Source organism: Scopulibacillus cellulosilyticus (genome assembly GCF_042665295.1).
Lineage (GTDB): Bacteria > Bacillota > Bacilli > Bacillales > Sporolactobacillaceae > Scopulibacillus_A > Scopulibacillus_A cellulosilyticus.
This window is the reverse complement of the sequence record NZ_JBHTCO010000015.1, coordinates 78,067-96,534: the sequence shown is the minus strand read 5'-3', so window position 1 is coordinate 96,534 and position 18,468 is coordinate 78,067. Positions and strand designations below refer to the sequence as shown.

18 protein-coding genes and 2 other annotated features are annotated in these 18,468 nt (G+C 39.9%); of the genes, 16 read left to right on the top strand and 2 right to left on the bottom strand.

The features are described from left to right. The first annotated feature begins 55 nt into the window (after positions 1 to 55). Positions 56 to 1,063 carry a FecCD family ABC transporter permease gene (locus ACFQRG_RS12710; protein WP_380966517.1) on the top strand — a complete coding sequence of 336 codons (1,008 nt, stop codon included), beginning with the start codon at positions 56 to 58 and terminating at the stop codon, positions 1,061 to 1,063. Continuing rightward, positions 1,060 to 2,070, top strand: coding sequence for a FecCD family ABC transporter permease (locus tag ACFQRG_RS12705; protein ID WP_380966515.1), 1,011 nt, complete (start codon positions 1,060 to 1,062; stop codon positions 2,068 to 2,070). The genes ACFQRG_RS12710 and ACFQRG_RS12705 overlap by 4 nt, the downstream gene beginning before the upstream one ends. Before the next feature lie 105 nt (positions 2,071 to 2,175). On the opposite strand, the gene lepB is transcribed toward ACFQRG_RS12705, so the two are convergent. Further along, entirely contained in the window at positions 2,176 to 2,736 is a 561-nt protein-coding gene (gene lepB, locus ACFQRG_RS12700; protein WP_380966513.1) for a signal peptidase I, read from the bottom strand. Between the two features lie 299 nt (positions 2,737 to 3,035). Between lepB and ACFQRG_RS12695 the strand changes: the two genes are divergently transcribed. From ACFQRG_RS12695 to ACFQRG_RS12675, 5 genes are all read left to right on the top strand, one after another. Beyond that, positions 3,036 to 3,440, top strand: coding sequence for an HIT family protein (locus ACFQRG_RS12695; protein ID WP_380966511.1), 405 nt, complete (start codon positions 3,036 to 3,038; stop codon positions 3,438 to 3,440). A 54-nt stretch (positions 3,441 to 3,494) separates the two neighbouring features. Next, the gene (locus ACFQRG_RS12690) at positions 3,495 to 4,235 is read left to right on the top strand and encodes a class I SAM-dependent methyltransferase (protein ID WP_380966509.1); all 741 of its coding nucleotides are present in this window, start codon (positions 3,495 to 3,497) and stop codon (positions 4,233 to 4,235) included. Between the two features lie 79 nt (positions 4,236 to 4,314). Continuing rightward, positions 4,315 to 5,085 (top strand): GNAT family N-acetyltransferase, encoded by a 771-nt coding sequence (locus ACFQRG_RS12685; RefSeq protein WP_380966506.1) that lies wholly within the window; start codon positions 4,315 to 4,317, stop codon positions 5,083 to 5,085. A 207-nt stretch (positions 5,086 to 5,292) separates the two neighbouring features. Next, positions 5,293 to 6,270 carry a quinone oxidoreductase family protein gene (locus ACFQRG_RS12680; protein ID WP_380966504.1) on the top strand — a complete coding sequence of 326 codons (978 nt, stop codon included), beginning with the start codon at positions 5,293 to 5,295 and terminating at the stop codon, positions 6,268 to 6,270. A gap of 6 nt (positions 6,271 to 6,276) precedes the next feature. Beyond that, the gene (locus ACFQRG_RS12675) at positions 6,277 to 6,927 is read left to right on the top strand and encodes a VOC family protein (protein ID WP_380966502.1); all 651 of its coding nucleotides are present in this window, start codon (positions 6,277 to 6,279) and stop codon (positions 6,925 to 6,927) included. A 39-nt stretch (positions 6,928 to 6,966) separates the two neighbouring features. On the opposite strand, the gene ACFQRG_RS12670 is transcribed toward ACFQRG_RS12675, so the two are convergent. Next, positions 6,967 to 7,896 carry a VanW family protein gene (locus ACFQRG_RS12670; protein WP_380966500.1) on the bottom strand — a complete coding sequence of 310 codons (930 nt, stop codon included), beginning with the start codon at positions 7,894 to 7,896 and terminating at the stop codon, positions 6,967 to 6,969. A gap of 102 nt (positions 7,897 to 7,998) precedes the next feature. Here ACFQRG_RS12670 and ACFQRG_RS12665 point away from each other — a divergent pair, with 102 nt between their 5' ends. The 9 genes from ACFQRG_RS12665 (at position 7,999) to ACFQRG_RS12625 (ending at position 18,452) form a co-directional block, all read left to right on the top strand. Further along, on the top strand, positions 7,999 to 8,469 hold the full coding sequence (locus tag ACFQRG_RS12665) for a GNAT family N-acetyltransferase (protein WP_380966498.1): 471 nt from the start codon (positions 7,999 to 8,001) through the stop codon (positions 8,467 to 8,469). Positions 8,470 to 8,654: 185 nt separating this feature from the next. Then, positions 8,655 to 9,770, top strand: a complete 1,116-nt coding sequence (locus ACFQRG_RS12660) for a hypothetical protein (protein WP_380966496.1) — start codon at positions 8,655 to 8,657, stop codon at positions 9,768 to 9,770. Between the two features lie 160 nt (positions 9,771 to 9,930). Further along, positions 9,931 to 11,058, top strand: coding sequence for a DUF2087 domain-containing protein (locus ACFQRG_RS12655; RefSeq protein ID WP_380966550.1), 1,128 nt, complete (start codon positions 9,931 to 9,933; stop codon positions 11,056 to 11,058). 43 nt (positions 11,059 to 11,101) lie between these two features. Next, positions 11,102 to 12,478 carry an MATE family efflux transporter gene (locus ACFQRG_RS12650; protein ID WP_380966548.1) on the top strand — a complete coding sequence of 459 codons (1,377 nt, stop codon included), beginning with the start codon at positions 11,102 to 11,104 and terminating at the stop codon, positions 12,476 to 12,478. A gap of 64 nt (positions 12,479 to 12,542) precedes the next feature. Beyond that, the gene (locus ACFQRG_RS12645; RefSeq protein WP_380966494.1) at positions 12,543 to 13,364 is read left to right on the top strand and encodes an MBL fold metallo-hydrolase; all 822 of its coding nucleotides are present in this window, start codon (positions 12,543 to 12,545) and stop codon (positions 13,362 to 13,364) included. Positions 13,365 to 13,515: 151 nt separating this feature from the next. Next, positions 13,516 to 13,751: a binding site (T-box leader), on the top strand. Between the two features lie 33 nt (positions 13,752 to 13,784). Further along, positions 13,785 to 14,018, top strand: a binding site (T-box leader). Positions 14,019 to 14,137: 119 nt separating this feature from the next. Further along, positions 14,138 to 15,175: an N-acetyl-gamma-glutamyl-phosphate reductase gene (gene argC / locus ACFQRG_RS12640; RefSeq protein ID WP_380966492.1), complete on the top strand. Its 1,038-nt coding sequence runs from the start codon at positions 14,138 to 14,140 to the stop codon at positions 15,173 to 15,175. Positions 15,176 to 15,220: 45 nt separating this feature from the next. Next, positions 15,221 to 16,453 (top strand): bifunctional ornithine acetyltransferase/N-acetylglutamate synthase, encoded by a 1,233-nt coding sequence (gene argJ / locus ACFQRG_RS12635; protein ID WP_380966491.1) that lies wholly within the window; start codon positions 15,221 to 15,223, stop codon positions 16,451 to 16,453. A gap of 15 nt (positions 16,454 to 16,468) precedes the next feature. Next, positions 16,469 to 17,272: an acetylglutamate kinase gene (gene argB / locus ACFQRG_RS12630; protein WP_380966489.1), complete on the top strand. Its 804-nt coding sequence runs from the start codon at positions 16,469 to 16,471 to the stop codon at positions 17,270 to 17,272. After that, a complete protein-coding gene (locus ACFQRG_RS12625) occupies positions 17,265 to 18,452 on the top strand; it encodes an acetylornithine transaminase (protein ID WP_380966486.1) in 1,188 nt (395 codons plus the stop codon). Before argB ends, ACFQRG_RS12625 begins: the two co-directional genes overlap by 8 nt. Positions 18,453 to 18,468 lie beyond the last annotated feature (16 nt).

Sequence of the window (18,468 nt, the reverse complement as noted above, 5' to 3'; positions counted from 1 at the left end):
TATTTTCAAATGCCCCTTACCTGTTAATGAACTTTTAATAGAAAGATGAGAGAATATGGGGAAACTGGTATCTAGAATTCCATTTATTGTTATATTAATTGCAGGGATAGTGGTTCTTATCGTTTCTTTCTTCATCACGATGCTTTTTGGGGCAGGGGATGCAACGTTTCATGACGTTTGGTCTGCATTAGCTTCCAACGTAAATTCAGAAGCGGTAACGTCAATCCGAGAAATCCGCTTGCCGCGGGAAATTGCGGCTGTCTTTGTCGGTGCCGCTCTTGCAGTATCCGGTGCCATTATGCAAGGTGTCACGCGAAATCCATTGGCTGATCCAGGGCTGCTTGGCGTGACTGCGGGGGCAAATGCCGCACTGGCGGTCACCTTGGCTTTTCTTCCAAATGCTAATTATTATGCGATTATGGTGGCTTGCATCATAGGGGCAGCTGTCGGCACTTTGATAGTTCTTGGTATAGGGGCAGTCAAAAAAGGCGGCTTTTCGCCATTTCGGATTGTTCTGGCCGGCGCTGCGGTTACCGCATTTTTGAATGCTGCAGCTGAAGGCATCGGGCTTTATTTTAAAATTTCTAAAGATGTCTCGATGTGGACGGCCGGCGGTTTAATGGGAACTGCATGGGAGCAGCTTAAAGTTGTTATTCCCTTTATCGCCATAGGGGTTATTGTTTCCTTTATCCTGTCGCGTCAACTAACCATTCTAAGTTTAAACCGGGAGCTCGCTGTCGGATTGGGACAAAAAAGCAGCCAAATTAAAATCATTTTATTTATAGTAATCATACTGCTTGCCGGTTCTGCAGTTGCGCTTGCCGGGAATCTTGCCTTTCTCGGGTTAATGATTCCGCATATTGTCCGTACCATTGTCGGTACAGATTACAGGCTGATCTTACCGATGTCAGCGGTGATAGGGCCAATTTTTATGCTGCTGGCGGATACATTCAGCCGGACGATTAATGCGCCGTATGAAACGCCAATCGCCGCGATTGTATCAATACTGGGTCTCCCGTTTTTCTTATTTGTTGTACATAAAGGGGGGCGGGCCTTCTCATGATCCCAACAAATTTAATAAAAAAACAACAGCTTATTCTTTTAGTCTTGATTGCATTGATACTGATAACTGCTTTGATAGGGATGGGGCTCGGCGCTGCTTCTTTATCGTACAATCGCCTGTTTTCAGTTATTTTAGGTCAGGGCACATTTAAAGAAAACTTTATATTATTTTCTATACGTCTTCCCCGTTTGGTTGTTACGGTACTTGCGGGAATGGCGCTGGCTGTTTCCGGCGCCATTTTACAGGGGATGACGCGAAATGACCTTGCTGATCCCGGGATTATTGGTATTAATTCTGGAGCAGGTGTTGCAATTGCTGTCTTTTTCCTCTTTTCGCCAATAGAAGTGGATTCTTTTGTCTATTTGCTGCCATTGGTTGCTTTCGTCGGGGCTTTTTTAACGGCGAGTTTTATTTACGTCTTTTCTTACAGACGCAACACCGGATTTCAGCCGATAAGTCTCATATTGACTGGTATCGGTTTTTCCATGGCGTTATCGGGTGTCATGGTTGTATTGATTTCATCAGCGGATCGTCAAAAAGTTGATTTTATCTCGAGGTGGCTGTCAGGAAATATATGGGGCACGGATTGGCCCTTTATTATGGCACTTATTCCGTGGCTTATTATCTTTATCCCATATACTTTATTTAAAGCCAGGCGCCTGAATTTGCTTAGTTTGGACGATACAGTTTCAACGGGGCTTGGTGTCCCGCTCGGGAAGGAACGGCTAACGCTGCTTATTGCAGCAATAGCTCTTGCTGCTGCTGCCGTTTCAGTGACTGGAGGTATTGCCTTTATTGGGTTGATGGCACCGCATATTGCCCGGGCGCTCATCGGCCCTCGTCACCAGCTGCTCATTCCAATCGCGGCATTAGCAGGGGGGTGGCTGTTAATGCTGGCTGATACGATAGGACGGAACTTAGCGGAACCCGACGGTATTCCTGCAGGCATTGTTACCGCTCTTATTGGTGCCCCGTACTTTCTGTATTTGTTAATGAGAAAAAGTTAAGGATTAAAATAGACGGGTGGGCGAGTCACAGGAGTTCTCCCCTTAATCTCAATGGAGTTCGAGATTAGAGGGGGATCTCCTTTTATACATATAAAGTGTACTCGATTATTTTCCTTGTGAACCTATGATATTAAACTTCGATAGAGGCCAAAAACGAAGATCTACCTTACCAACGACCTTATCCATATCAACAAAACCGAATTGACGGCTATCAACACTTTCTCTCCGATTATCTCCCATAACCCAAAGTTTTCCCTTTGGTACAGTCGAATGACCGGTGTATTCTTTTAAAGTGAAGTCCTGAGTTAATTGACCAGTGATGAGTTGACCTTTATAAGGCTTTAAATAGGGTTCTTTAACCGGTTTTCCATTAATATAAAGAACATCATTCTTATAAGCAATTTTGTCCCCCGGCAAGCCGATAACGCGTTTAACATAATCTTCATTTTTGGTGGCGTGAAATATCACAACATCGAAACGGTGAGGTTTGCTTATATTGTAGTCGATTTTATTTACGATTAACCGATTGCCATCCTGCAGGTTAGGCATCATTGATTTTCCTTCAACAACATAGCTTGAAAATAAAAATGTTCTAATGATAATTACTGCTATAACAGTTACCCCAAATACACGGATCCATTGGGGTATTTCTCTTCTTTTTCTCATTAAATAGCCTCCATTTTAGCAACCTAATAATTTTGATTTTCTTAATTAGAAAAGCCATTCTATATCAGTGATGTATAAGTGTTTGTAATGAAGCAAGGAAGCAATTGACATATCCGGAAAAAGGAATCCAAACTCAGTTAAACGGAATCTTTCGTACATTATAACAATTATTATAAAAAATTAAAGCAGAAAAATCCAATCAGTGCGCGACTTAACAGGACTTGGTCATTGCTTTCTAGAAGTAATTATAATGGATTTTTATTGCAATAATTAAAAAGTGCCTTTAAGAGGGGTTCATCATGCGGGAAGATTGTGTCTTTTGTAATCCAAAACTGGAAACAAATCAAAAGGTTATTATAAGTAATAAATATTGCATTTTTTTGCAGTTAGAACAGGCTGATGTAAAAGGAAGCCAACTTGAAGGTGCCGGGGTCATTGTTCCAAGGAAACATAGGGAAACAGTATTTGATTTAACAATTGATGAATGGCAAGCGACATATGAACTATTACGAGACGTAAAAAAATATTTAGATGGTAAATATCAGCCAAAGGGATATAATCTTGGCTGGAACTGCGGTGAAGTTGGCGGGCAACATATTCTCCATTCTCATTTTCATGTTATACCTAGGTATGAAGATGAGCCACTTGCAGGTAAAGGCATTCGATATTTACTTAAGGGTCCGGAAAATAAAAGAAAAACCTGATGGATAGTTGTCCGGAATAACAAAGGGATTAGTTGAAAGGTTGGGGAAAAGGATATGAAATACACTGACATAAACGCAAAAAAGTGGGATGAATGGTCAAAGGAAAAATGGATATGGACGGTTCCGATAACCCAGGATCAGTATCAGGAAGCTTTAAATGGTTCGATTAAAGTTTACCTGACACCGCAGATTCCAGTCCCGGAAGAATGGTTTTCAAACATTAGAAACAAAAAAATATTAGGATTGGCTTCAGGCGGCGGGCAACAAGGGCCGATTTTTGCGGCTAACGGAGCTGATGTCACTATTCTCGATTATTCTGATGCACAATTAAATGCTGAGAGGATAGTTGCCGAAAGAGAAGGATATCAGATAAATCTAGTAAAAGCTGATATGTCAGAGAGGCTTCCGTTTGACGATGAGACATTTGATATGATCTTTCATCCTGTCTCCAATACTTATATACAGGATATTATGCCGCTTTGGAAAGAGTGTTATCGTGTTTTGAAAAAAGGCGGGCATTTACTTGCGGGTTTTACCAATCCCGATATTTATTTATTTGATGAAGAATTAAAAGTCGTAAATAGATTGCCATATGATCCGCTAGCAAATTTTAACGAAGAAGAACGGCAAGAAGTGATAAAAAATGAAGGGTTACAATTCAGCCATTCATTTGAAACGCAAATTGGCGGCCAATTGAAAGCAGGATTTAAATTGGTAGATTTGTATGAGGATAAGGGGACAGACGATTTGTCCAATTACATGTCAACTTTTATTGCAACAAGGGCTGAAAAATAGGTTTGGGTATGAGGCGGAGCAGATTCTCCACCTATTTCATTAAAGTTTCAATAAGTTTAAAGCAAAAAGGAGCCCTGCCATGGATAAAAATGAACTGATAGGATTATATCATAAAGAACTTCGGCAAGAAGCACAATCCCCAGGTTATATAAGAGAGGAAACAGAGCATATTGTACGACATATTTCACAGTTTGGTGAAAAAGGATTCATTATATCGTCAAATCTAAATGAAAACAATGCAAAAAAGATTATTAAGGAAGAGTTAAACTATTTTAGAAACCTGGGACAGGATTTTGAATGGAAAGTATATAGCTACGATAAGCCCTATAATTTAAAAGATCTTCTTCTACAAGAAGGATTCAAGGAAAATGAATCTGAGGCTCTTATGGTCATACCGTTAGATGATAAGCACCCTTTGCTTAATAATGACCTGGATTTCAATCTTAAGGAAATAACAGATCAACAAGGCATTCAGGATATTGTAGCTTTAGAAAACGCCGTCTGGAATACGCCGCATGCCGAGTTAGGAGAAAGGCTTTGGAGAGATAAACAAAATAATCCGCAATCTTTATACCTTTATGGGATTTATACAGATGGTCAGCTTGTCAGTGCAGCCTGGATGTACATAGAGACTCATTCATCCTTTGTTAGCTTATGGGGAGGTTCAACGCTTCCTAAGTATAGAGGTAAAGGTTATTATACAGCGCTTCTGGCCGCTCGGGCAAAAAAGGCATTTGAAGAAGGATATTTATTCCTTACTGTTGATGCCAGTCCAATGAGCAGACCTATCCTTGAAAAGAATGGCTTTCTTTGTCTTGCATACTCTTACGGATGCCAATCACCTAATTAATCAAACGTTTGTTTAATTCTAAAACTGAAAAAGATCAATTTTTTAATATTTTTGGACAGTAGTGGAATGGATTGCTTTTTCTAATATTTTATTAGATAGTGAGAGTTTGAAACCCAAAATGATGAAACAATTCCAGGTTAAATTGAAAGGACGTTTAATTTAAGAGATCTATAAATATAAAAATAACTTTTATAAGGGGGAATAAGGTTGAAAGCAATAGTCGTTACGCAACATGGGAAGCCTGAAGTAATGAAATACATGGATATCGAGATTCCGAAGATAAGCCCTAAGCAAGTCTTGATTAGAGTTGAAAAAACAAGTGTTAATTATGCTGATGTTAAAACTAGATATGGTAATAAGGGAAGCGGGAAAGTTCCTTATGTCCCAGGAATAGATGCGGCTGGTGAAATTATTGAGATAGGTTCAGAGGTTCATAATCTGAAGGTTGGTCAAAGGGTTATTGCTTTTCCAACAAAAGGATCATATTCAGAATATGCTGTTTCCAATGCTAATCTTACTTTTCCAATTCCTGATGGCGTTAATTTTGATGATGCCGCCGCTTGTCCTATCGTTTCTTTTCTTTCTTATAAACTTCTTGCTGACATCGCAAGGATTGAAAAGGGAGAAACTGTCCTTATTCACTCGGCCGCCGGCGGGGTAGGAACAACAGCTATACAATTGGCAAGGATTTTAGGTGCAGGTCAAATCATTGGAACGGTTGGCGTTGAAAACAAAGTTCCAGTTGCAGAAAAGGCTGGTGCGGACTTTGTTATATGCTATGAACAAGAGGACTTTGCAAAAAAGGTAAATGAAATGACTGATGGCAAGGGAGCAGATATTGTTTTAGATTCAATTGCGGGAGATATAACGGGAAAAAGCTTAGAATGCTTAGCAAAGTACGGGCGGTTAGTTCAATATGGCAATTCCAGCGGTCAAGACGGCATCATTAAAACAAGCGATCTTCATGCAAGCTGCCGTTCAATACTTGGGTATAGCCTGGGGACGACCAGAAAGAATAGGCCTGAATCTCTCCGGCAAACAGCAAAACAGGTATTACAATATATAGAAAACGGTCAATTAAAAATCGAAATAGGGCACCGTTTTCCTTTAGCAGATGCAGTATCAGCCCATAGTTTAATAGAAAGCAGATTAAGCACAGGGAAAATTCTATTAGATGTCAGGTGATATAAAATGCAATTATTCCATTATCATTGGTGGACGAACAAAGTAGAGGAAATGGAAAAGTTTTATGTTAATTTAGGGTTTCAAGTTATGCTAAGAGTCGGTAAATATGAAGGGGAAATGCAAACATTTAACTCTCCTTTAAAATGGGATGATTTCAGACATAAAGAAATTACATTTAGGATTATTGAGATGCGAAAAGGACAAACGAATGTCACATTCGGATACGGGAAAAAAGATCGGTTTGACCATATTGGTTTTCTAGTAAATAACAATGAATACAAGCAGATTATTAACAGGGCGGAAGAGTTAAATTGGAAAGTTAACGAAGGGGAAAGAAGGACTTTTATTGCAACTCCCTGGAAAATTAGAATTGAATTGCAAAAAAGAGCAGATGTTATTACGGAAGTCAAAGATACAATGATTAAAACTATGGAAATATATTTGCCATTTAATGATAATCCAAAATTAATTTCGTATTTGTTAGGTCTTAAAGTTACACTTGAAAGTAATACCGAGATTAAGATGCAAGGTAAAAGCTGGAGTATGGCCTTCTTAAATGAAAGCCATACCAAAATGAGTAAAATTACTTTTCTTTCTAAAGAATTTTTTGATAAGGTTGATCCCGTTAATACAAGATTATTATCGGTAAATAACTAATCCCTTAAGCATTTAAGGAAGTTAGAATATGGAAAAAAGTTATCTTATATTTTGAGCATTCGGTTCTACAGTCACTTCTTTTGGCAGCTGGTATGAAACGCTTGGAACTTTTCGCGGCGTGTTTTTGATCAGATCGGAGGAGTAAATGGTAACAATCATACTGCCTCCAAGCGCTTTAGCCTTTATTAATATTGGCTCGTTATATTTATTTTGAAAGCGAAAATCAGGGCCGTACCAGCTGACTGTAGCGTCGCGGCCGGGTGGAACATAAGGTACCCGCTTGCTGTGGGAATAGCGCTGAACGATTTGCAGTCCGGCGCGGTCAACGGCATTAAACAGAGTTGATGATACTTGGCAAATGCCCCCGCCAACACCCTCAGACAGCTCCCCTTTAACAATTACGGGGGCGCGCTTATATCCTCTTTGTATAGTCCTCATCCCGACAACCTTATTAAACGAAAAAGTCGCATTTGGCAGTACAACATAATTGTTAATGGCATCTGCAGCTAAAGAGATGTTGTCTGTACGATTTCTATTGTTTGGATTAAAATAAGTGACATATTGACCGATTTGTTTCTCCCGGATGCGTGAAAGCAACTCGCTGTCAATTTTCGGATAAATAGTCTGTCGTGGAACTTCAATAGTGGAAGGACCATTGCCTAATAAATTGTTATAAAGCAGGTTCTTAAAAGCTTCACGATTCAATTTGAAGCCTGGTTTTTCCGAAACGATATTTCCTTGATCATTAAACCAGGCATTTACAGGCGCCCGGTAAATTTGCCGGTCAATTTTATTTATAAATTGATTGTACTTATTGATGTCAATCATTGGCACACCAAGAGAAGGTATTCTAAGATCAGAGCGGTTAACGGTGGTAATCGTCTTGTCTTGTTGATTAATGTGTAAGTTGTTAGGAAGATTTACATGCTGCGTAAATAGTAAAAGTCCGACCATCCATATCAATTTCATTTGCGGTACCTCCCTACATTAGTATAAACAGGCAGTGATTTTTTCATGTAATGATGAGCGGGTGTTGTTAATAATAAAGTTATAATTAGGGGTGAGTCGGAAATGCAAATCAGGAGGTTTAAATCAGCCGATTTAGAACAAATATTAGAATTGTTTTACGATACAGTTCATACTGTGAACGCAAAAGATTATCATTTAGTGCAATTGGAAGCATGGGCGCCAAAAACACCTGATAGATCAAGATGGATGAATTCGTTAAAAGAGAACATATCTTATGCAGCTGAAATTAATGGGAAAATTATTGGCTTTGGTGATTTTAATAACGAGGCCTATTTAGATAAACTATTCACTCATAAAGATTATCAAGGAAAAGGCGTTGCTTCAAAAATTTTAAACACCCTTGAACAAGAGGCAATGAAATTAGGATGCAAGGAAATATATACGGAAGCGAGTATTACAGCTCGTCCCTTTTTTGAAAATAAAGGATACACGTGTTTGAATAGACAAAATAAGAAACACAATGGGCAAGTTTTTATCAACTATATAATGAGAAAAACGCTATATACAGAATAAAGTAATGTCCTTCATCATAAAGTTTTTTACTAAAGCTGTCATCAACTTAAGTTAAACAGTTAAAGGACGTCCCCCTCCTTCCTCATTCTCAAAATATCCCAACCCTTTTCTTTTTATCACTCAAATAGACAATTAGCTACGGGAAGGCTCATGCATTGAAAAAATTAGGAAAAGGAGAGTGAAGATTGAGCAGGCAATTAAGTTATCGAATAATTGGTAAGGTTGCCGCTGCTTGTGTGATATCAGGAGCTATTCTAGGCGGATGCAGTTCTGATAAAGAAACTGCAGGAAATGAGCCATCGCCAAAAAAAGAAGAGCATGCCAAAGAAAACCGGCAAGCTAAACAGCCGGAACTTAAAGGAACCCCGCTGAGAAACGGAAATGGCAGTCTTCAGTTGACGCTGCCGGATGGCTGGCAGGAAGATAAATTGCTGAATCCGCAAGCAGCACTTGCCGCATCCAACCGAACGAAAGATGAGTATATTTTAGTATTCGCTTATGCCAAAAGGGAGTTTTCCAAAAATGCCAGGCTTGATAACTTTATTAATGCCATGCAAGCTAACATGAAGGTAGAAGCAAAGAATATGGTTGTTGGGCAAGAAAATAATGTGACAGTGGACCGCCTGCCTGCCAAGCAGGTAAATATAAAGGGAGAAATATCCGGTATCAAGGCTGAGATGTTAGTCACATATTTAGAAAAAGGCGATTACTTCTTTCAAATGATGGCATGGACGAGTGAAGATAAATATGAAGGAAGCAAACAAGATCTTAAGCAAGTGTCTGAATCATTGCGGATTTTAAAAAATGATATTCCAAACGCCTCTTCAGGAACGCCGAACGCTTCTAATGGCGCGCTTACCCAAGGGTTCAAAAGCAATGACGGCAATTCCGCGATTAAGCTGCCGGCGGACTGGCGCACAGAAAGCAATCTTAATCCTGATGCGTCTATTCAGGCATCGAATACAGCAAACGAAGAATATTTGGTTATTATTTCAGAACCGAAAAGTCATTTTAATAATGGCTTTAAGCTAAAGGACTACTATAACATTGTTATAAAGAACATGAATAATGCGGTGCAAAATGCTTCTTCAACCAAACCGGTCAGTATTAAAATTAATCAAAAACCTGCTCTCCAATATGAATTGAGCGGTGAAGTTGAGAATATCAAACTTTCGTATTTAGTAACACTTGTAGAATCCCCTGACGGGTTTCATCAAGTTATTTTTTGGACCCTGAAGCCGCGGATGAATGATAATCGGCAATTCTTTAAGGATGCTGCGGAAACTTTTCAAACGAAATAACAAATCAACATCAATATTTGAAGCAACCTGGTGTACCTTTTTGGTAACAGTCCGGAGTTGCTTTTTTATAATTTTTTATTTTTTGTTGACAAATATATAAACATTAATTAAATTTGTTTATATATTATATAGATTAACTTTGGTGGTGTTTGTTATTTTGATGCAAAAAAATTTGTTTTGGGAAGCATCTATTAAAGAACTTAAAGATGGATTTATCGAAAAGGACAATTGTTATATTTGTTTACTTTGCGGGGAAATGTTTGAAAAAGGCATTATTTATCCGGAAGATGGCGTTTTATATGAGGCAGAAAAGTATATGCGGGTTCATATTGAGCATAAACATCATTCAGTGTTTGAATACATCATTCATTTGGATAAGGATATGACAGGTTTATCCGATCATCAGAAAAAACTTCTGCAGCTGTTCTACCAAGGAAAAAGTGATAAAGAAATACAAAAGGAAATGGGTATTGGAAGTACCTCAACGATTCGAAATCACCGTCATACTTTGAAAAAGAAAGAGCGTCAGGCAAAAATGCTGCTGACCCTTATGGAGCTTGTAAAGGAAAATGATAAACGTCAGCGTGAGAACCACTCTTTTGAAACAATCCCTATACTAAATGGACGCTATAATATCCCAAAAAATGAATATAAAGATATTCTAAATAAAAACTTTCCTGAAGGTTTTAATGGTCCTTTAAGAACGTTTAATTTAAAAGAAAAACAAAAAGTTGTTGTTTTAAATGAAATTGCCAAACGCTTTAACAAACAGCTCATTTACACTGAGAAAGATGTAAATGAAATATTAAAACCGCTATATCATGATTATATTGGCCTCAGAAGGTATTTGGTTGATTATGGATTTTTAGATCGCAAATCAGACGGGAGTGAGTATTGGGTAAAAGTTAGTTCTAAAAGAAGGGGAATGAAAAGTATGGGTCGAAAAAAAGAACTAAAGCAAATTTATAAAGAAACGGAAACTAAGGCCGGTGTTTACCAGGTTAAAAACATTAAAAATGAAAAGATTCTAATAGGAAGTACGATGAATATAAAGACTTTAAATGGACTTCGTTTCATGCTGAAAAATGGTAACAACCCTAACAAAACGCTTCAAAAGGAATGGAATGAATTTGGAGAAGATGCCTTTGTTATCGAGGTTTTAGAAGAATTAAAAACGGAAGAAACAGAGCGTACTAAAATCAAAAAGGAGTTGGAAAAACTTGAAGAGAAATGGTTAGAGAAACTAAATCCGTATGGAGAACGCGGCTACAACCGAAAAAATAAGTGAATAGGGGAAATGATATTTGGAAAGATCACGAGAAAAAGAAGGTATGAGCGTACAGGATAATGAAAGTGTTAATAAACCGATTTGGCGAACGATGTTTTTATTTTTGATCCCGCTGCTTCTAAGCAACGTATTACAGTCAATCGGCCAGCTGGTAGGAAGTGTTGTCGTCGGCCGTTGGCTTGGAGTCAATGACTTAGCCGCCATTTCAGCTTTCTTTCCATTGTTTTTTCTGCTTGTTTCTTTTGCGATAGGCATTGGATCAGGCAGCTCAATCTTAATTGGTCAGGCATACGGCGCGCGTAATGAAGAACGCTTAAAGGCGATTGTCGGTACAACACTGACGTTTACCTTTCTTATCGGATTAGCCCTGGCTGTTGTCGGCAGCATTTTCACATGGGATATTCTGCGCCTCATGGGCACGCCGGACAATGTCATTGGTGTGAGTGTTCACTATGCGCGTATTCTGCTTATTTCAATGCCGATTATGTTTTTATATTTTGTATACACCACTTTTATTCGCGGTATAGGGGATTCTAAGACACCATTTTACTTTCTTATTATTAGCACTGTACTAAATTTGGCATTGTTGCCGGTTCTTATTTTTGGCTGGCTCGGCGTTCCTGAATTCGGGATTTACGGTGCGGCATATGCATCCGTAATTTCAATGGTTATCACATTTATCATTATGCTTATTTACTTGAAAAAGGTGAAGCATCCGCTGCAATTCGATGCATCTGTCAGGCGCCATCTCCGGATGGAAGGAAGCTTGATGAAATTGCTGCTGCGCCTCAGTATCCCATCAAGCATCAATATGATATTGGTATCTTTGTCTGAAATTGCTGTCATCACTTTTGTTAATAGCTTTGGATCAGATGCTACTGCGGCTTACGGTGTTGTTAATCAAGTGGCAAGTTATGTTCAGATGCCGGCAATCAGCCTGGGTATCGCAGTTTCTATATTTGCCGCACAGTCCATCGGGGCAAATCAATTTGATCGGCTGAAGCATGTGATCCATGCGGGTCTCGCACTTAACTATGCTATAGGCGGAATATTAGTCATCGTTATTTATGTGTTTTCAAAAGGGATTCTGTCTTGGTTCTTGACGGATAACAGTACACTTGCGATTGCCCATAGTCTGTTAATGATAACATTGTGGAGTTATTTGGTCTTTGGCCATGCGCAAATTATCACTGCCACCATGCGGGCGAGCGGAACAGTCCTTTGGCCGACCGTGTTCAGTGTCGTATCAATTTGGCTTGTTGAGGTCCCGGTTGCTTTTGTACTTTCACATTACACCAGCCTCGGCATAAAAGGAATCTGGGTAGGCTACCCTGCTGCGTTCATCATTAGTCTTATTTCGCAGTTTTCGTATTATCAGTTGTCATGGAAAAGAAAGCGTTTTGAGCGTCTCGTTCAATGATTAAAGTTAAGGTAAATTTAATATAGATCTAAATTATTTTAGATTTAAAGAAAGGACGAATAAAATGAATTTCATTTGTACAACATGCGGTACACAATATTCTTTTTCAAAAGAACCGCCTTCCCGCTGCCAGATTTGCGAAGAAGAACGTCAGTATGTGAATCCATCCGGACAATCTTGGACGACTCTTGGTGACATGATTGAAAGCAAAGAATTTATAAACGAATTTCTATACGAAGAAACAGGGCTTTACAGCATGACGACTAAACCGAATTTTGCCATTGGTCAAACCGCTTATTTTATTCAAAATCACGGGTTCAACCTGATGTGGGATTGTATAACATATTTAGACGATAAATCACTTGATGAAGTAAAGAAATTAGGCGGCGTGCATGCCATTGCACTCTCGCATCCGCACTATTATTCAACACAAGTAGAATGGGCAGAGGCATTAGATGCGCCCATTTATATCCATGAATACGATAAAGAATGGGTGATGAGGCCAAGTGATAAAATTAAATTTTGGTCTGGAGAAGTGTTAGAACTCGCAAAAGGATTATCGCTTTATCGTTTAGGCGGTCATTTTAAAGGGGGAACTGTTGTCCATTGGGAAAATGGAAATGAAGGAAAAGGCGTACTTTTGACTGGTGATATCATTCAAGTGGTCGCTGATCGCCGGTGGGTTAGCTTCATGTACAGCTATCCGAACCTTATTCCCCTGCCTGCGGAAAAGGTCGGGGAAATGGCGAAAAAGGTTAAGGATTTAAAATTCGATCGACTGTATAATGCCTTCCATAGAGTCGTCAAGGAGAACGCTAATGAATCTGTCCAAAAATCAGCAAAGCGGTATATAGAGGCGTTGCAAGGAAAACTGTTTCACACTTAAAATGTAACTTGCTCCTGCTTTTTACTTTAAAGTTAATGATAAAAATTATGTGATAATTTGGTAATTGCTTTAATAATAAAATCTGCAATTTCCCCCTTGACTTCATTTTTTTATTCTGTATAATTAAAAACATCAAATAAACGAACGAAAAACAAAATCGATGATAAAGAGAGTAGTTGCATGAATTTGCGAGAAGCGAGCCGGGATGGTGGAAGCCGGTGCAGAGCATGTAATGAACCGCACTTTTGAGATGTCAGCCTGAACAAGTGCAAGCTTAAATAGGGTTGGCCGGGTGACCCCCGTTAAAAACGTAAAAGTTGATTCCGAGTATTTTCGGAATAATGAGAGTGGTACCGCGGGTATTGTATACATACGCTCGTCTCTTTTTTAATAAAGAGACGGGCGTTTTTAATTTTATAAAAAGAATCGATGAAGAAGAGAGTAGTTGCATGAAACCTGCAAACAGCGAGCCGGGATGGTGGAAGCCGGTGCAGGGACATGTAATGAACCGCACTTTTGAGATGTCAGCTTGAACAAAAGCAAAGCTTGAAGTAGAGCTGACCGGGTGACACCCGTTAATAGTTGCGAAAGCCGGTTCCGTATTTGGAACAATAAGAGTGGTACCGCGGGTGATGTTTAACGCTCGTCTCTATATTGAGACTGAGTGTTTTTTTTATACCTTATTTTATTTGACTATAAATTGGCAAACTTCGTAAAGTGCCAATTTTCAATATAAGTTCTTTTAAAATCATCAAAGAGACGGGGGAAGCAAATTGAAGGCAGGTATTATTGGTGCTAATGGGTACAGCGGAGTAGAACTGATTCGTTTTCTTATCAATCACCCTAATGTTGAAATTGAAATGCTTATATCTCATTCGACGAGCGGCAAAAACGTAAAGGAACTTTATCCTCATTTATCTAAAGTTTGCGAAAAGCCGTTAGAAAATGTTGATGTTGACGAAGTTGCAGAAAAGGTTGACTTATTGTTTTTTGCGACGCCATCGGGTGTCAGTCAAAATCTTGTACCAGAGTTTCTAGATAAAGGATTAACTTGCATCGACTTATCCGGAGACTTTAGATTGAATGATCCGGAAAAATATACGAAATGGTATCAGAAACCGGCGGCAGATCAGAGTTATCTGCAACAAGCCGTTTACGGATTATCAGAGTTTTATAAAGAACAAATCAAAAATGCGAAGCTGATTGCTAACCCGGGCTGTTATCCAACTGCCGCACTGCTCGGCATCCTTCCGGCAGCTAAAATGGGTTTGGTAGATCTTGAAACATTAATTATCGATGGCAAATCAGGTGCATCAGGTGCGGGACGGGGCGTTTCGCTGGGCTCACATTTTTGTGAGGTGAATGAAAATGTTAAGGCATATAAGGTCGGCGTTCACCAACATACACCGGAAATTGAGCAAACGATTCAAAGTATTACGGGCGAGCAAACGAACTTAAGTTTTACGCCCCATCTCATACCAATGACAAGAGGAATTATGTGTACGGTCTATGCCAGCTTGAAAAAGCCGCTTTCAACAGAAGAGGCTGTAGAACATTACAAGCAATTTTATGAATCTGACCATTTTGTAAGGGTTAGGGAACCCGGATATTGGCCGGCAACTAAAGAAGTTTATGGTTCAAACTATTGCGACATCGGCATTGTTTCTGATGAACGCACCAACAGGCTGATGATTATTTCAGTGATTGACAATGTTGTTAAGGGAGCTTCAGGCCAAGCGATTCAAAACATGAACCTGATGAATGGATGGGAGGAATGGACGGGATTAACTTTGACACCTGCCTATCCGTAAAATATCAAACTTTTAATCAATTAAAAATAACGGAAGAGAATGGAGATGACGAGCATGATCGATCAAGAGAAAGCAAGTATTCAAGTTTTATCAGAAGGCGGTGTCGCACAGCCTAAGGGCTTTAAAGCAGGAGGACTTCACTGCGGGATTAAATATAAACGCCCTGATCTCGGATGGATTTATTCAGAAGTACCGGCGGCTGCAGCAGCAGTATATACAACAAACCAGTTTCAGGCAGCCCCTTTGATTGTCAGCCAGGAAAGTATTGCTGTTGAACAAAAGCTTCAATTAGTATTGTGTAATTCAGGGATTGCTAATGCTTGTACGGGAGAAGAAGGACTCGAAAATGCCTATGCTTCGCGGAAAATGGTTGCTCAGCACTTGGAGATCCCGGAACATTATGCTGCAGTTGTATCAACCGGGGTTATCGGCGATCAGCTGCCAATGGAGAAGATCAGTCAAGGGATCGAACAAATAGCTTTAACCGACCATGAAGAGAGCCAATTTGAGAAAGCTATATTAACGACGGATACGGTGACAAAGCATGTTGCTGTTCAGATAGAGATTGATGGGAAAACCGTTACGATTGGCGGAGCTGCCAAAGGTTCCGGGATGGTTCATCCGAATATGGCGACAATGCTAGGGTTTATCACAACAGATGCCAATGTTGTTCAAGAGGATCTTTTACAAGCACTAAAAGAAGTAACCAACAAAACGTTCAATATGATCACTATTGACGGTGATACAAGTACGAATGACATGGTCTTAGTCATGGCAAACGGGATGGCTGAAAATAAACCATTATCCAAATCACACTCAGATTGGCCTTTGTTTGTAAAAGGCCTGGCATATGTCAGCCAAACATTATCCAAGATGATTGCCAGAGACGGAGAAGGCGCGACAAAACTCGTTGAAGTCAAAGTGACCGGCGCCAAAAACGATCAAGCGGCACAGGCGATCAGTAAAGCTATCGTTGGATCCAGTTTGGTGAAAACAGCCATTTACGGAGCGGACCCTAACTGGGGGAGAATCGTCTGTGCAGTCGGATACAGCGGCCAGCCGATTGATACTGAAAAAATCAAAGTCGCTTTAGGATCAATAACCATTGTTGAAAATGGCCTTCCGGTTCCATTTAGTGAGGAAGAGGCAACGGACTATTTAAAACAAGAAGAGATTGAAATTGTGGTTGATTTGAACGAAGGAGACGGAAAGGCAATAGCTTGGGGATGCGACCTGTCCTATGACTACGTCAAGATTAATGCTTCTTACCGGACTTAAGAAGGAGTGGCATAGATGAATTTTCTTGTTATTAAATGCGGCGGAAGTGTCATCGAAAAATTACCTGATTCGTTCTATGAAAATATTGTTGATATACAAAAAAGCGGAAAATGGCTGCCTGTTATTGTTCATGGCGGCGGGCCGTTAATTTCAAGTCTCTTAGATAAATTGAATATCGAAACAACCTTTCATAACGGTCTAAGGGTCACAACTCAGGAAGTGCTTGATGTTGTTGAATTTGTGTTAAACGGTTCTGCAAATAAAAAAATTGTTAGACATTTATTTAAAGCCGGCGGAAAAGCATTAGGTATGAGCGGTGCTGACGGGAATTTGTTAAAGGCTGCGCCGATTGAAGGAAACGGCGATCTCGGACTTGTTGGGAAAGTGGTCGATGTCGATACCGAATTAATCATCCAGCTGATCGAACAAGGCTATATACCGGTGATATCACCCATTTCATTGGATGAACAAGGGCAGAATTACAATATCAATGCTGATACTGCCGCTTCTGCAATCGCCCAAGCGCTTAAAGCAAATCTTTGTTTTATAAGTGATATTCCGGGCATTTGGATTGAGGAAGACGGAAAGAAAACTGTTTTGAATAAAATCACCCAGCGGGAAGTTGCTGAAATGGTTGCTGACAAAAAGATCGTCGGAGGCATGGTGCCAAAGGTTGAAGCAGCTATTGACAGTCTTTTAGAAGATGTGCCCGAAGTTGTGATTTTAAACGGCTTCGATGATAAGAGTTTGCTGGATTATGCAAACAACGGAAAAGCAGGAACAAAAATTATCCTCGATGAGGAGGTTACCCATGTCTAATCAACAATTAACGGATACTCAATCATTAATGTCAACATATAATCGTTTTCCAATTGCGATCGCAAAAGGGAAGGAAAGCTTTGTTTGGGATACGGAAGGCAAACGCTATTTGGATTACACATCGGGTATAGCTGTCTGTAATCTTGGCCATGCGCCTGATGAGGTTAAGGAAAAGGTAGAGCAGCAGCTGAACCAGCTTTGGCATTGCTCGAATTTATACCATATCCCTCAGCAAGAGCAGCTTGCAGAGCAATTAGTTAAACGATCATGTTTCGATCAAGTGTTTTTTTGCAACAGCGGTGCCGAGGCAAATGAAGCAGCGATTAAGTTCGCCAGAAAATATTCGCAAAAGGTTAAACAGCAAGAAGCTTTTGAAATAGTCACCTTCAGTCAATCGTTTCATGGCAGAACGCTGGCTGCGCTGTCGGCAACGGCTCAAGAAAAAATCAAAACCGGATTTGCGCCGCTTGTTGAAGGATTTCGTTATCTTCCTTATAACGATTTCGAAGCCATAGATCAGCTTGCAAACGGGAAAACATGTGCGGTCCTCCTTGAACTTGTTCAAGGGGAAGGCGGCGTCATCCCGGCAGATAAAGACTGGGTTGAAAAACTCGCCGAGACATGCAAAAAAGAAGGGTTACTGCTTATGGTAGATGAAATTCAAACTGGCATCGGCAGAACCGGAACGCTTTTTGCGTACGAACAATACGGCATTGAACCGGATGTGATCACATTAGCCAAAGGACTTGGATCCGGCCTTCCGATCGGCGCCTTATTAGCAAAGGCGGAGGCAGCCAAGGCCTTTGACCCGGGAAGCCACGGCAGCACGTTTGGAGGAAATCCTTTAGTTGCAGCAGCCGGATTAGCAACGCTTGAAACAATAGAACAGTACGACATATTAAAAACGGCTCAAGAAAACGGCAAATATTTAAAGAAACAGTTAGAGGCATTGAAAGATAAATTTAATAACCAAATCTTATCGGTACGGGGAAAGGGCTTGTTGCTGGGCCTCGTTACTAAAACTGACGCTATTAATATAGTCAATAAAGCAAAAGAGAAAAATGTACTGATTTTAACAGCAGGCCAGAACGTTGTACGGATCTTGCCTCCTTTAACAACAGACCGGACGGAAATGGATATGTTTATTTCTGTGATGGAAGAGATTTTTACAACTTTATAAGAGTAAAAAGGGGGAA

Coding starts and splice junctions, on each gene's coding strand:
- ACFQRG_RS12650 (WP_380966548.1), top strand. CDS start 11,102: ATGAGCGTACAGGATAATGAAAGTGTTAATAAACCGATTTGGCGAACG.
- ACFQRG_RS12685 (WP_380966506.1), top strand. CDS start 4,315: ATGGATAAAAATGAACTGATAGGATTATATCATAAAGAACTTCGGCAA.
- argB (WP_380966489.1), top strand. CDS start 16,469: ATGAATTTTCTTGTTATTAAATGCGGCGGAAGTGTCATCGAAAAATTA.
- ACFQRG_RS12665 (WP_380966498.1), top strand. CDS start 7,999: ATGCAAATCAGGAGGTTTAAATCAGCCGATTTAGAACAAATATTAGAA.
- ACFQRG_RS12625 (WP_380966486.1), top strand. CDS start 17,265: ATGTCTAATCAACAATTAACGGATACTCAATCATTAATGTCAACATAT.
- ACFQRG_RS12690 (WP_380966509.1), top strand. CDS start 3,495: ATGAAATACACTGACATAAACGCAAAAAAGTGGGATGAATGGTCAAAG.
- ACFQRG_RS12695 (WP_380966511.1), top strand. CDS start 3,036: ATGCGGGAAGATTGTGTCTTTTGTAATCCAAAACTGGAAACAAATCAA.
- ACFQRG_RS12670 (WP_380966500.1), bottom strand. CDS start 7,896: ATGAAATTGATATGGATGGTCGGACTTTTACTATTTACGCAGCATGTA.
- ACFQRG_RS12655 (WP_380966550.1), top strand. CDS start 9,931: ATGCAAAAAAATTTGTTTTGGGAAGCATCTATTAAAGAACTTAAAGAT.
- ACFQRG_RS12705 (WP_380966515.1), top strand. CDS start 1,060: ATGATCCCAACAAATTTAATAAAAAAACAACAGCTTATTCTTTTAGTC.
- lepB (WP_380966513.1), bottom strand. CDS start 2,736: ATGAGAAAAAGAAGAGAAATACCCCAATGGATCCGTGTATTTGGGGTA.
- argJ (WP_380966491.1), top strand. CDS start 15,221: ATGACGAGCATGATCGATCAAGAGAAAGCAAGTATTCAAGTTTTATCA.
- ACFQRG_RS12710 (WP_380966517.1), top strand. CDS start 56: ATGGGGAAACTGGTATCTAGAATTCCATTTATTGTTATATTAATTGCA.
- ACFQRG_RS12645 (WP_380966494.1), top strand. CDS start 12,543: ATGAATTTCATTTGTACAACATGCGGTACACAATATTCTTTTTCAAAA.
- ACFQRG_RS12675 (WP_380966502.1), top strand. CDS start 6,277: ATGCAATTATTCCATTATCATTGGTGGACGAACAAAGTAGAGGAAATG.